Origin of the sequence: Rhizobium sp. L1K21 (assembly GCF_024055895.1) — a bacterium.
In the GTDB taxonomy this organism is placed as follows: Bacteria; Pseudomonadota; Alphaproteobacteria; order Rhizobiales; family Rhizobiaceae; genus Ensifer_A.
Window position 1 is genome coordinate 69056 of the sequence record NZ_JAMXLE010000009.1, and the last position, 14116, is coordinate 83171.

General features: G+C 55.3%; 11 protein-coding genes. 2 read left to right on the top strand and 9 right to left on the bottom strand.

Annotation, left to right across the window (positions count from 1 at the left end; genetic code table 11):
- Window positions 1-34: 34 nt before the first annotated feature.
- The 8 genes from NHF56_RS19765 to NHF56_RS19800 all read right to left on the bottom strand — a co-directional run bounded on the left by NHF56_RS19765 (window position 35) and on the right by NHF56_RS19800 (window position 8350).
- A complete protein-coding gene (locus NHF56_RS19765) occupies window positions 35-661 on the bottom strand; it encodes a nitroreductase family protein (protein WP_252807813.1) in 627 nt (208 codons plus the stop codon).
- Window positions 662-1228: 567 nt separating this feature from the next.
- Window positions 1229-2587: an FGGY-family carbohydrate kinase gene (locus NHF56_RS19770; protein WP_252807814.1), complete on the bottom strand. Its 1359-nt coding sequence runs from the start codon at window positions 2585-2587 to the stop codon at window positions 1229-1231.
- Window positions 2588-2591: 4 nt separating this feature from the next.
- Window positions 2592-2921, bottom strand: a complete 330-nt coding sequence (rhaM, locus tag NHF56_RS19775) for an L-rhamnose mutarotase (RefSeq protein ID WP_252807815.1) — start codon at window positions 2919-2921, stop codon at window positions 2592-2594.
- Entirely contained in the window at window positions 2918-3919 is a 1002-nt protein-coding gene (locus tag NHF56_RS19780) for an ABC transporter permease (RefSeq protein ID WP_252807817.1), read from the bottom strand. The genes rhaM and NHF56_RS19780 overlap by 4 nt, the downstream gene beginning before the upstream one ends.
- Complete coding sequence (locus tag NHF56_RS19785; protein WP_252807819.1) at window positions 3916-4896, bottom strand: ABC transporter permease; 981 nt, start codon at window positions 4894-4896, stop codon at window positions 3916-3918. Before NHF56_RS19785 ends, NHF56_RS19780 begins: the two co-directional genes overlap by 4 nt.
- Window positions 4893-6413: a sugar ABC transporter ATP-binding protein gene (locus tag NHF56_RS19790; RefSeq protein WP_252807821.1), complete on the bottom strand. Its 1521-nt coding sequence runs from the start codon at window positions 6411-6413 to the stop codon at window positions 4893-4895. The genes NHF56_RS19785 and NHF56_RS19790 overlap by 4 nt, the downstream gene beginning before the upstream one ends.
- 107 nt (window positions 6414-6520) lie before the next feature.
- On the bottom strand, window positions 6521-7510 hold the full coding sequence (gene rhaS / locus NHF56_RS19795; RefSeq protein ID WP_252807823.1) for a rhamnose ABC transporter substrate-binding protein: 990 nt from the start codon (window positions 7508-7510) through the stop codon (window positions 6521-6523).
- A 36-nt stretch (window positions 7511-7546) separates the two neighbouring features.
- On the bottom strand, window positions 7547-8350 hold the full coding sequence (locus tag NHF56_RS19800) for a DeoR/GlpR family DNA-binding transcription regulator (RefSeq protein ID WP_252807825.1): 804 nt from the start codon (window positions 8348-8350) through the stop codon (window positions 7547-7549).
- Between the two features lie 180 nt (window positions 8351-8530).
- On the opposite strand from NHF56_RS19800, the gene NHF56_RS19805 reads away from it, so the two are divergent.
- Both NHF56_RS19805 and rhaI read left to right on the top strand, forming a co-directional pair.
- The gene (locus tag NHF56_RS19805) at window positions 8531-10633 is read left to right on the top strand and encodes a bifunctional rhamnulose-1-phosphate aldolase/short-chain dehydrogenase (RefSeq protein ID WP_252807827.1); all 2103 of its coding nucleotides are present in this window, start codon (window positions 8531-8533) and stop codon (window positions 10631-10633) included.
- A gap of 24 nt (window positions 10634-10657) precedes the next feature.
- Window positions 10658-11938 (top strand): L-rhamnose catabolism isomerase, encoded by a 1281-nt coding sequence (gene rhaI / locus NHF56_RS19810; RefSeq protein WP_252807829.1) that lies wholly within the window; start codon window positions 10658-10660, stop codon window positions 11936-11938.
- Between the two features lie 531 nt (window positions 11939-12469).
- Here rhaI and NHF56_RS19815 read toward each other — a convergent pair.
- A complete protein-coding gene (locus tag NHF56_RS19815; RefSeq protein WP_252807831.1) occupies window positions 12470-14092 on the bottom strand; it encodes an NAD(P)/FAD-dependent oxidoreductase in 1623 nt (540 codons plus the stop codon).
- Window positions 14093-14116: the final 24 nt, after the last annotated feature.

Genomic DNA, 14116 nt, shown 5'->3' on the forward strand with positions numbered 1-14116 from the left:
TCCATGACCGTTGTCTGGCCTTCGCAATTGCCGCCTATTTCGCGTAGCCGATCACCTGGTGCAGGCTCACCATCTGATGTTTCTCGATTTCCAGTTCCTTCGTCAGGGCCGGACGGTCAAACATCGCGCGGCAAACGGTGCCAAGCCCTTCCGAGGCGCAATAGAGGTAGACATTTTCGACACGCACGCCAGCATTCGCCCACGGAAAAACCGTGCGGTCCCAATCGTCGCAGTGGGGCATGCGATTGAAGTCGGTGACGTAGAGCAGACTAACGGGTGCATCCAGGACGAAAGGCTGTATGAGATTGCCCGTAAAGATCCGGATATCCCGATCGTGTACTTTGCGCAGATGGTGCGCGGCAGGATCGTAGACGTGCACGCCTTGTTCGGTCAGCACATAGACGTCGATTTCCTGCCAGTTGTGGGCACCGGGCGCCGAACCACTGCCTTCCACGTAGATGCCCACACCGGATTGCGGTCGATTGAGGCCAGCGGCCACCCAAAGCACATTGGATAGCTGCTGCATAGTAATCGGATCGGTCTTGAAATCACGGGTGGATCGTCGCTTGCTGATCGCCTCCAAAACCGGCATTCCGCCTTGCGTAACGGGTTTCGGTAGTTCGATAATGTCCTGACCTGTGGTCGGAAGCTGAGTGTGCATTCAATAACTCCTCCATTTGCGGTTGCCGGTAGCGTTTATGCTTGAGCAAATCCGTGCATGCTGCGTCGGCTCAATCGGCCCGGAGCGTCGCTCCGGCGCCTGCGCGCCACGCCAAACATGTTGTTGCCTGTCTCCATTCCGCGCCGCGACCGTCCGATGGCCTCCCGATCGATGTGGTCGCCAGCGCCCCTCCTGCACCCAATTTGGCACCTGTCAATTCTTAGTGGAGACCGTTATCCTATCAAAACAGATTGGATTCATGGCGTTCATTAACGCTATCGATACCAGGGGTGGATGGCATGAGACTCGATCGTTTCGATCTGAACTTGTGACGATGCCAGAAGTGTCGCCCATCGGCCAGCTTCATCATGTTTCCCGCGACAGAAGTCTGCCCGCATCATACAACGAGGAACTTCGAGAAATCTCGGCAAACCTTGATGCCAGATTGGCTTACCTAAAAGCCTCGAGGGATCAAGCGGCGAATTTTTTGATGGCCGACCAAGCGTCACCTTGCGACAGGCCCCTTATGCCTGGATGCGTGTCACCAACGACGACAAGTCGCGCAGATCAGACAGTCAACCTTCGCCAGGAAGCTGCATAGGAGCGCCAATTGGTATCCCTGCATATTTTCGCATCAGCATTGGAAGACGTTAATGGATTTCCGGGCTGCAGCAGACGCGCCGCACCGATGCTGGTTCCCGTTCCTGCAACGGCTTCGACCGGGCGTTGAGTGACTGCCGACAACATAGTCAGATAGATCGAATTATTCGAAAACGGGCCTTCAACAAGAACCGGCCCCTCTGCGCCGGAAATATCAAGCCCCGTTGCAGTCATCATCGCGAGATAGAGCGAAATGGCAGCATAGCGTTCGCCTGCCGACATTGAAGACTCTTCAACCGTCCACCTGGCTTTCCTGCCCTGGAACGGGCCAGACTGTGTCTCCACGGCGGGCAGCAGCATGACCTGCCGTTTAAGCACTCCGGCTACATCGTCCTCGCTGGCGGTATGCTTCCCCTCACCCATCAACATTTCGAACTCACGCCCGCCCATAAAGCGCGCGGATGGCACAGGATCGCCAAGTGCGTTTACATTGATCAGCGTATCGCGTGCTGGGTCAAGCTTGACATCCTTTCCACCGACAGCCATCGAAATGACCCACGTTCCGGTAGACACGACAGCAAAGGGCGGCTTCCGCGAAGCCAGATGTGCGTAAAGCGAAGCGTTGGAATCATGTATGCCGCAGACAACAGGAGTCGCGGGATCAAGCCCGGTTTGCACTACGATCTCCGGCAACACCGATCCAAGAATATTGGCAGCCTTGGCGACAGGCGCCATCAGATCGGTCCAACCCTGGTTTTCGACAAGCGAAGAGTAGTAGCCCTCTCTGGGCACCCACAAGTCCGTGTGACATCCGAGAGACGTCACCTCATTGGCTGCTACGCCGCAAAGCCGCCACGCCCAATATTGCGGATAAGTCAAGATACGCTTTGTCCGCAACCGAATTTCCGGAAAAGTTCTAAACTGCCAAAATAGCTGAGCACCGAGATTGAGGCCCATCGGCAGGCGGGGTGAACCGGTTTCAGCAAAGTCTGGACGAACCGCATCATATTCCGCCGTCAGCCTGTCGGGTCCATCATGCTCGTAATCAAGCACAGGTCCCGCAAGTTGCCCGTTCTCATCCAACAGAGCGGCGGAAGCGCCATGGGTCGTGACCGTTATGCCATCCACACCATGCCTCGCCTGAAAATCGCGCAGGCTCACCAGAATGAAATTCCATAGGCCTTCGACATCATAATGCGGATAAGACGGGCCCAACAGCACCTGATTGGGACGTTTCGTGACGGCAACTTCCGACAGCGTCGCCATATCCACGAGCACGACCTTGGCATTCGTTTTGCCGATATCAATGACGGCGGCGTGTTTCATGAAGCTATTCCATGTGGAAAACAGGCTTCAGATCGGTCACAAGCGGCTCGTTCTTCGTGTTGGTCGCCATGATATCACCCATGTAAGCCCACCACTTCTGCATGATAGCGGTATGCGGAAGGTCCGCCATGGTGTGATCCTTGCGCCGCCAAAGAACACCAAAAAGAATATTGGTGTCTTCGTCGAGGAAGATGGAGTAGTCGCTTACGCCGGCGTCGCGCAGAAGGTCAACAAGCTCGGGCCAGATGTCGTCATGGCGGCGTTTGTATTCCTCCGCCATCCCTTCTGTGAGCTTCATCTTGAAGCCGTACTTTTCCAGTCCTTTGTGGTTCATGCCCGACGTTCCTTCACTTTCCGGAAGACGATGGGCAGAGCAATGACGAAAATGAGCAGTGCGCCGATGAAGATCGACATCACGATGCCAGGGATATTAAGAAGACCAAGCCCGAAGGTGACCAGCCCCATGATGAAGGCTGCAATTACAACACCCTGAATTGTGCCGGCCCCCCCCAGGATCGATACCCCGCCAAGCACCACCATGGTGACCGCGTCAAGCTCCCAACCGAGCGCAATGGAGGGCCTGGTGGAAGCAAGACGCGAGGTCAAAAGCACGGCTGCAACACCCGACATCAGACCCGTCAGGCAAAAGAGAATGAATTTGACGCGCTCCACACGGATGCCGGAAAAGCGCGCAGCGACGGGATTGTTGCCAATGGCAAAAACATGCCGTCCGAAATTGGTTCTGTGAAGCAGCAGGTAATAGGCAAATGCGCAGAGCAGGAAGAGTACAAATTCAAAGGAAACGACCCACCAGATGTAACCCTGCCCAAAGAACGAGAACGACGGCGGATAACCTTTGAAAGCCTGATCGCCCAGGACAATGAAGGAAATGCCGCGGAAAAAGCTCATCGTACCGATGGTGACAACGATGGAAGGAAGGCCAAGCTTCGTCACCAGAAAACCATTGAATATGCCGCAGATAATGCCGGTGACAATACCAATAAGCACAAGCCCCGGCGTCCCCACGCCAAACTGCAAAGCCAGTCCCATCATGGTGGAGGCAAGTGCAATGATCGACGCCACGGAAAGGTCAATTTCACCGGAAATGATCAAAAGCGCCATAGCCAGAGCAATCAATGCCTTTTCCGTAAAGTTGAAAGTCGCATCCGAAAGGGACCATGGCGAAAGAAAATATGGCGATGCAAAGGAATTGACGATGAAGAGAACCACCGCCACGACAAAGAGTAGCGTCGGCCATGAAAAGACGGCAGTACGCCAGGGTTTTACGAGAGTGTCTGGAATGAAGCGGCTTTCGGAATTAAGATCAGTCATCGCGTGTGCTCCGCTTCTTTCAGGATCAGGCGGGCGCTCTGCTTTCCGCTGCGGCCATTGAGCACGACGGCAAGTATGATGGCGGCGCCCGAAATTGCCATCTGCCAGAACGGCGAAATATTGATGACCGGCAGCGCTCCATTGATGACGCCAAGGAAAAGCGCCCCAAGAACCGCGCCGGCGACTGTGCCGACACCACCTGAGATGGAAATGCCGCCAATCACGCAGGCCGCAACAATCGTGAGCTCATAGCCTTTGGCTACTTCCACGGATCCGATCACATAACGTGACACCCAGAGGTAACCTGCAAACCCGGATAGCATGCCGGATATACAAAACGCCCAGAATGTCGTCTTGCCGACATTAATGCCCGCATAAACGGCCGCAGTGGGATTGACACCGATCGCGTAGAATGACCGACCCAGAAACGTGCGCGTCATGATCAGATAAAACGCCGCGACAATGACGATCGCATACCAGGACAGAAGAGGAAGGCCCAGGAAATCAATTCGGGTGAAGGCAACGAAGCCGGGTGAAAACGCGTCTGCATTTACCCACTGTCCGCCCGCAATCAGGAAGATTACACCGCGATAGATGGTCAGCGTTCCAAGCGTTACGACGATTGCCGGTATGCCCAGCCGCCAGACAAAAAAGCCGTTGAATCCACCAAGCGCCAAACCGCAAAGGGCTGCAAGCAACATGAGCGCAGGGACGGGAACAGCCGGAAACGCTTGGTTGACCAGCGCAACGATCATTCCCGACAAGGCCAGGTTAGATGCCATGGAAAGATCAATCGATCGCGAGAGGATCACCACCATCTGGCCGAGCGCCAGAATGATGAGAATCGAGGAATCGTCGAATATATCGGCAAGCCTGGCCGGTGTGGCAAATCCGGGGGCACGAATATTGGTGGCAAACACCATCACCGCCACAACAACGGCCAGCCAGAATTCCCTTGTCCTCAGTATCTTTTTCATGCCTCTTCTCCGATCCCGGCTGCGGCACGCACAAGAACTTCCGCCTTCAGATCCTCGTTATTTTCCACCTCAGAAACGATACGTCCCTCACGCATGACAATGATGCGATCGCTCATGCCCATGATTTCGGGAAGCTCGGACGATACCATAATGACCGCCAAGCCTTGACCGGCCAGTTCGCTCATGAATTCATGCACCGCCGCCTTGGAGCCGATGTCGATACCCTTGGTCGGTTCATCGAGGATAATGACCTTGGGTTTCGTCGCCAACCATTTGGCAATCACGACTTTCTGCTGGTTGCCACCGGAAAGGTTTCCCACATCCTGATCGAGCGAAGCTGCACGCAGGTCCAGACGTTCGGAATATTCTCGCGCCAGCCTGTACTCTTCGGCAAGACGAAGGAACCCGTTTTTGGATGTCGCCTTAAGGGATGGAAGCGTGACGTTCTGGAAAATCGGCAAGCCGATGACGGCGCCCTGCTTGCCGCGATCTTCGGGAACATAGACGATACCTTTTTCAATGGCCTCGGCCGGCGAACGGATTACGGCAACTTCGCCGTCAACGCGCACCGCGCCCTTGGATGGCTTCGTAATTCCAAATAGTGCTTGCATGATCTCACTGCGGCCGGCGCCAACAAGCCCGTAAAAACCCAGGATTTCACCCTTGCGCAGAGAAAAGCCGATATCGGCAAATTCAGTTGGATGGCTGTAGCCCGAAACCTTGAGAACTTCCTCGCCAGCCGTGACTTCAGTTTTCGGAAACACCTGATCCACCGACCGGCCAACCATCATTTTGACGATCTCATCCTGGCTGATTTCAGAAAGCAGGCCCTTGCCCACCATCTCACCATCCCGGAAGACCGTATACCGGTCAGCGATACGATAGATTTCATCAAACTTGTGCGAGATGAACAGGATCGCCTTACCCTGACTTTTCAGCAGTTCAACGAGTTCAAAAAGGTCGTCGATTTCCTTGTGAGAGAGGGCCGCAGTCGGCTCGTCCATGATGACAATTTCGGCATTGATGGAAAGCGCCCGGGCGACTGCGACCAAATGCTTGTTGGCAATGCCAAGATCCTTCAGCCGTGTCTCCGGTGAAATGTGGGCAGCACCGATATCTTCCAAAAGTGTCGTTGCACGCTCCTGCATCCTGCGCCAGTCAATCATTCCAAAGCGCGACTTCGGGGCGTGACCGATGAAAATATTCTCAGCGACAGACAACTCGTCGAACAGTACCGTTTCCTGGTGAATGGCGGTGATTCCAGCCTGAAAGGCATCGTGAGGCGACGGCAAAGTGACCGTATTTCCGCCGACCCGTATTTCCCCTTCGTCGGGCTGGTAAATACCAGTCATCGTCTTGACGAGTGTTGACTTTCCCGCGCCGTTTTCTCCGATCAGCGCAGTCACCTGACCCGGATAGAGCTCGAGGCTCACCTGATGAAGTGCGCGAACGCCGGGAAAGGATTTGGAGATCCCCGACAAGGCAATTTTGGGTTCTTGGCTGACGTGGCTGTTCATCGCTTGCTGTTCGATAATTCTGGAGAAGTGCAAAATAGCGCTCTGGCGCGGAAGGCGCCCGCGGTCTCCGGCGGAGCCATTGTGCCCCGCCGGATTGTCCTGGGAGATCAGTAGATCTTCGAGAACTCGTCGATGTTCGACTTGTCGAACTGGAAAGGTGCCGCCATGGCAGCAGAGTTCGTGTCATCAAGCGTGATTTCGCCGACCTTGCCGATGGAGAAAGTCGCACCCGGCTTGGCTTCCATGCCGCCGATCAACTGATGAGACAGGTAAACGGCAGAATATCCAAGATCGATCGGGTTCCACAGCGCAACGGCCTGCGAAGCACCATTGTCGATGAACTGCTTGAACTCGGACGGCAGTGCCAGACCGGTGACATTGATCTTGCCGATCAGGCCCTCATCTGTAACCACCTGAGCAGCCGCAACAACACCCACCGTGGTCGGTGCGATGATAGCGTCCAGATCCGGATAGGTCGCAATCAGACCCTTGGCTTCATTGGTCGACTTGACGGAATCGTCGTCGCCGTAGACCACCGACACCAGATTGATGTTCGGGAACTTGGTCGGCAGAATTTCCTTTGCGGCATCGATCCAGGCATTCTGGTTGGTCGCCGTGGATGAAGCGGAGAGAATTGCCACATCGCCACCGTTGGGCAGGTAGTCGGCAGCAAGCTTGATGATTGTTTCGCCAATCAGTCCGGTGTCGGACGGATTGAGGTGGATCATGCGCCCCTCAGGCGCGACGCCGGAATCCCACGAAATGACCTTGATACCGCGTTCCATTGCCTTCTCGAGGGCTGGAACCAGCGCATCCGGATCGTTGGCGGAGATCGCGATGGCGTCCACCTGCTGCGCAATCAGCGAATTGATGATCTCGATCTGACCTTCAGCAGTTGCTGATGTCGGACCCGTGTAGATGACTTCCACATCACCCAATTCCTTGGCTGCTTCCTCGGCACCCTTGGCTGCGGCATCAAAGAAGCCGTTCCCAAGCGACTTGACGACAAGCGCGATACGCTCTGCAGCGAAACCCGGATTTGCCATCATGGTTGTAGCGAGTGCGGTGGTGACCGCCAGTGTTTTCAAAAATTTCATTTCCATTCCTCCCGTTGCTGATCACCCCCGCGGAACTCATGCCGCTGTCGAGGGCTGCTCCTTTGCAGATTTATCCGCGACGACGAGCGAAATGCCCGCATCTACGAGCATTTGACGATCTTCGTCGCGAATTCCGTTGTCCGTAATGACGGTTGTAATGCGTTCGAGCGGGCACAGAATAAGACTGGACCGCTTCCTGAATTTCGAAGAATCAACCAGAACGACGAGCTCATCCGCCTGATCGATAAGCTTTTGCTCCGCCTGGATGAGAAGCGGATCCGCCTCCATCAATCCAAGATGGCTTAAACCCTGAGCCCCCATGAACATGCGCTTCGCATAGAAATTGCGTGTTACGTCGTTGTCGAAAGGGCTGAGAATGATGTTCTGTTCGCGATAGATCACTCCCCCGGAAAGCATGATCGTATTTTTCGAGTGCTTGAGCAGGTGCTCTGCAATGGGAAAGGAGTTGGTGAAGATCTGCATCCGGCGCGTCGCCAGCGGGTGCACCATCTGAAATGTCGTGGTTCCACCGTTGACGATGATGGGATCACCCTCTTCACACAGCTCAACCGCCTTTAGAGCAATTGCACGCTTTTGAGCGATATTGATCGTTTCGTTGACACTGAAAGGACGACCCGCGAGACCGGGAAACTGAGGCGGGTTGATGGCCTCGGCGCCGCCGCGCACCCGGCGCAACTTCTTCTGCACGTGAAGGGTCGCGATGTCCCTGCGGATCGTCGCCTCCGAAGAATCAGTCAGTTCAACCATTTCCTGAACGGTCGCTACAGGTTTTTCCTGGACCGCAGACAGAATGATTCTATGGCGTTCTTTCTCGTGCATGAATTGCCTCCCACGTTTCAAACTTGCACTCTTTTCCCGCATTGTCAATCAGCTTCAATCAAAATACATCATTTATCAGGAAATATGATTGTTTTTGATCGTTTGCGATTGACTTGAGCTGATAATTGGAGCAACGGTAGTTTCAAAATTACCCATCTAATGCGCGTAGGGAGGAGCAATATGTCAACTGAACAAGCCGGCTCGCGGCTCAAGAACCTGTGGGATAAGTCCCGAGCCGATGGCATGAGTGAATCTCAGCTACTTCTCTATCGTTCAAACCTGCTTGGTTCCGACAAGCGCGTGACCAATTATGGCGGCGGCAACACCTCAGCCAAGGTTATGGAAAAGGACCCTCTTACCGGTGAAATGGTTGAAGTTCTTTGGGTCAAGGGCTCCGGCGGCGATGTTGGCACCATAGAGATGAACGGCTTCGCGACCCTCTACATGGAAAAGCTTAACGCCTTGAAGGGCCTCTACCGAGGTGTTGAGTTCGAAGATGAAATGGTCGGATATCTGCCGCATTGCACCTTCAATCTCAATCCACGCGCGGCCTCCATCGATACGCCCCTTCACGCCTATGTGCCGAAGAAACATGTCGATCATATGCATCCTGATGCCATTATCGCCATAGCGGCCTCTGCGAATTCGAAAGAACTCACAGCCAGGATTTTCGGCGATGACATCGGCTGGCTTCCTTGGAAGCGCCCGGGCTACGAACTGGGTTTGTGGCTTGAAAAATTCTGCCTGGAAAACCCGCAGGCAAAGGGCGTGGTTCTGGAGAGCCATGGCCTCTTCACCTGGGCAGATACCGCAGAAGACTGCTACAGCCTGACGATCGACATCATCAACAAGGCAATCGGGTGGTTCGAGCAAGAAACTGTCGGCAAACCTGCATTCGGAGGCAAGAAGCATGAGACGCTGGCAGCCGACGAACGACGCAAAGTCGCCGCTGCCCTGATGCCCGCCATTCGAGGCATGGTGTCAAAAGATGTCCATATGGTGGGTCACTTCGATGACTCGCCCGCAGTTCTCGAATTCGTGTGCGCCAATGATATGGAAAAGCTGGCCGCGCTTGGCACAAGCTGCCCGGACCACTTCCTGCGCACCAAGATCCGTCCATTGGTGGTCGCCTTCAATCCCGCCAGCCCGGATGTTGCTGCCACGCTTGAAAGCCTTGCGCCGAGCGTGGCGCAGTATCGTGAAGACTATGCCGCCTATTACGAGCGCTGCAAGCATGACAACAGCCCCGCAATGCGCGATCCAAATGCCATCGTTTACCTTGTGCCGGGCGTTGGTATGATCACATTTGCCAAGGACAAGGCCACCGCGCGCATTTCCGGCGAGTTTTACACCAATGCCATCAACGTGATGCGCGGCTCGTCTTCGGTGTCGGAATATTGCGGTCTTCCGGAACAAGAAGCCTTTGACATCGAGTATTGGCTGCTTGAAGAGGCCAAACTTCAACGTATGCCCAAACCGAAGAGCCTTGCAGGCCGCGTGGCCATCGTCACCGGCGGTGCAGGCGGCATTGGCTCGGCAACAGCCGCGCGCCTCCTGTCAGAAGGTGCCTGTGTTGTGCTGGCAGACATTGACGAAGGAGCGCTCACCAGAACGGCAGAACAGCTTTCCTCGACCTTTTCCGGCGACGTTGTCCGCTCCGTTGTCATGAACGTGACGGACGAAGCCGCAGTAGCGGACTCTTACGCCAGGATGGCGGTCGAATTTGGCGGTGTTGACATCGTTGTCTCGAATGCCGGCATCGCGTCGTCGGCTCCCGTCGAGGAAACCTCCCTCGACTTGTGGAACAAGAACATGGCGATCCTTTCAACCGGTTATTTCCTGGTCGCCCGTGAAGCCTTCAAGATATTGCGTCAGCAGGATATCGGCGGCTCAATGATCTTTATCGCCTCGAAAAACGGTTTGGCCGCCTCGCCCAATGCTTCTGCCTATTGCACGGCAAAGGCCTCCGAAATTCACCTGGCGCGCTGCCTCGCTCTTGAAGGAGCCGAAGCCGGCATCCGTGTGAATGTCGTCAACCCCGACGCCGTCCTGCGGGGTTCCAAAATCTGGTCCGGCGAGTGGCTGGACCAGCGCGCCTCGACCTACAAGACAGACAAGGAGGGTCTCGAGGAAATGTATCGCCAGCGCTCCATGTTGAAGCGTTCAGTCCTTCCGGAAGATATTGCAGAGGCCACTTACTTCTTTGCATCCGAGGCTTCGGCCAAATCGACCGGCAACATCATCAATGTTGATGCCGGAAACGTTCAGGCCTTTACGCGCTAAGAAAAAAAGTTGGGAGGGGTAGCGATGATCCAAAAAGACGTGATTGAAAGCGCCAACGAAAAGGCACACAGCGCATTGAATGCAGATTATGCGGCACTCGGCGAACACCTCGCCCGCCGTGGCATCGATATCAACGCGATCAAGGACAAGGTCGCGGCCTACGGCGTTGCCGTCCCCTCTTGGGGTGTAGGAACCGGCGGAACGCGCTTTGCCCGTTTTCCTGGTAGTGGTGAACCGCGGGACATTTTCGACAAGATGGACGATTGCGGCGTCATTCATCAGCTGACCGGTGCAACGCCTTCAGTCTCGCTGCACATACCTTGGGACAAGGCCGACCCTGCTTCTCTCAAGGCAAAAGCACAGGAAACGGGTCTTGCCTTCGATGCTGTGAACTCCAACACGTTTCAGGATCAGGCCAACCAGGCGCATTCCTATAAATTCGGATCGCTGAGCCACAGCGACGCGGCAACCCGCCAGCAGGCGGTGGATCACAACATTGAGTGTATCGAGATCGGCAAGACAATCGGTTCGAATGCGCTGACTGTGTGGATCGGCGATGGATCGAACTTCCCCGGCCAGACGAACTTCACCCGACAGTTCGAGCGTTACCTTGATGCCATGCATTCCGTCTACAAGGCCCTGCCTGAAGACTGGCGCATCTTCACTGAACACAAAATGTATGAGCCGGCTTTCTATTCAACGGTCGTACAGGACTGGGGCACCAATTACATGATCGCCCAGGAACTAGGTGAGAAGGCCTTTTGCCTCGTCGATCTCGGCCACCACGCGCCGAATGTGAACATCGAAATGATTGTCGCCCGCCTGATCCAGTTCAACAAACTTGGCGGGTTCCATTTCAACGATTCAAAATACGGCGACGACGATCTCGATACCGGTTCCATTGATCCCTATCGCCTGTTCCTCGTCTTCAACGAATTGGTCGATGCGGAAGCCCGCAACGCCCCCGGTTTCAATCCTGCCCACATGCTGGATCAGTCGCATAATGTGACGGACCCGATCGAAAGCCTCATGGTTTCGGCCATGGAGGTACAGCGCGCCTACGCCGCTGCTCTTTTGGTCGACCGTGAAGCTCTGGAAGGCTATCAGGAAGACAACGATGCCCTTATGGCGACATCGACGTTGAAGAAGGCATTCCGCACCGATGTCGAACCAATCCTCGCCATGGCACGCCTCGAAAAGGGTGCCGCGATCGATCCGGTCACCGCCTATCGTTTATCTGGGTATCGAGCCAGGGTGGCCGGTGAGCGTCCTGCCGTTTCCGGGGCTGGCGGTGGCATCGTCTGATTTCTATGACTGCGCGGGAAGTTTCAAGGCTAGCCTCTCATAAGAAAATGAAGAGGCGGCTTGACCTGCGTGAACGCGACCTTTGGGTTCAGTATCGTCGTGTTTGCCATAGAGGCGCTACAAAGCTACGTCGCGCGAAATCGACCATTTGTGATAAAATATGATGCCCACTATCGTGCAGGCCAACGCATCGCCGCGTCACCTGCAGAAGCGATGGGTAAGGACCGGAGCGCGCCATTTGCTGAAGGTTCGTGCCGCCCTGCTCAACGGTGATCTTTCAAAACGGACGAGATATCAACCTGCGCCGAGCCTGGACCTGGACCTGCGGCGGCTTTGTATGAGCCGATCCTACCACGTATGAGCCGATCCTACCACGACTGAAAGCAACATGACCCCAATGGATTGAACGGTCTCCTTTCATCTCAAGTGGAGACAGCGCACCAGAATAAATTCTTCATGTCCAAGGCGGGCAGAACCGGCGGACGATGGCTGCCGGTTCCACGCCAGTCGGCATGAGTGGAGAAGAGGATGTCACACCGCCCTTTTATCGAAGACCAGATCGGAATAACCGTTGTTTTTGGCCGCCATGCAATGTGCGCGGTAATTGGCAAAACCGCCGACATACATGGACAAACCGGTGGGCTTGCCCTTGACGTTCGAACCGACCCACCAGGTTTGGGCCTTGCGAATGAGCGAGGGCTCGGCAAGGCGGAAAACCTCGTCCATCCATCGGTCCTCAGCCTCCTTGGTCACCTCGAAGGCGTCCAGGCCTTGCTTCTTCATATGACCGATCAAATCGGCGGCCCATTCCACATCGTTCTCGGCAATGGTGATGAGGTTTGCGAGTGCGGCAGGACCGTTTGGACCACTGGTCGCAATCATGTTTGGAAAGCCCTCGACCAGAATACCAAGATAGGAGCGCGGTCCCTCCTTCCACTTGTCTTTCAAAAGCACACCACCGCGTCCCACCACTTCAAAGGCCAACAGCGCGCCAGTCAATGCATCATATCCGGTGGCGAAGATGATGATGTCCAGTTCAACTTCACCTGACTCTGTGCGGATACCGTTTTCGGCGATTTCAACGATCGGGTCTTTCAGGCAATCCTTGAGATGGACATTGGGCAGATTGTACGTCTCGTAATATTCCGTATCCAGGCAGGGCCTGCGCGCGAAGATCGGATAACCGCGCGGCTTGAGCGCCTCGGCGACCTCGGGATCCTCGACGATTTCTCCGATTTTATCGCGCACAAAGTCGGCAACCTGATCATTGGCAGCCTGATTGGACAACAGGTCGGAAAAGCAGGCCAGAAAGGTGTGCCCACCGTCCAGCCAGGCATGTTCCATCACATCTCTGCGCTGAGACGGCGGCAGGGAGAAAAAGGGCCGCGTCGACACAGGGCGCGTGCCACCTGTCGGGTTCATCTTCATTGCCGCGCGCATTGCAGGATAATTGGCCTTCATTTCAGCCAGATACGCTTCATCAAGATCGTGATTACGCATCGGCAAGGTCCAGCTCGGTGTCCGCTGGAACACGAAAAACTCCCCGGCTTTGCGTCCAACCTCCTGGGTGATCTGGATGCCGGTCGATCCGGTACCAATGAGACCAACACGCTTGCCGGTAAAATCGATTTCCTCGTGCGGCCATTTCTGCGCGCGATAAATCGGTCCCTTGAACCGTTCGATGCCTGCGATGTCGGGATCTTTCGGGATGGACAGCGGGCCGGTCGACATGATGCAGAATGGGGCTTCCAGAACGGCACCGTCATCGGTTGTGCAGCGCCACAGTTTCTCTTCTTCATCCCATCTGGCGCTGGTGACGCGGGTGTTGAACCGGAAGTTCTTACGCAACTCCAGCCTGTCGGCTACGAAATTGGCATAGGCCAGGATTTCCGGCTGTGCGGCGAACTGCTCCGACCAGTTCCATTCCTGCTGAATTTCATCTGAGAAGCCGTAAGAGTAATCGACCGACATCAGGTCGCACCGCGCACCCGGATAGCGGTTCCAATACCAGACACCACCGACGTCGCCTCCAGCCTCGATGCCGACGACGTTGTACCCTTCCTCACGGAACTTGTAGACGGCATACATGCCGCCGAAACCTGCTCCTACCACTATAATATCGACGCGTTCGGCGCTCTGAATAGTCCTGCTCATAAAACCGCTCCTCCGGAATAGAAT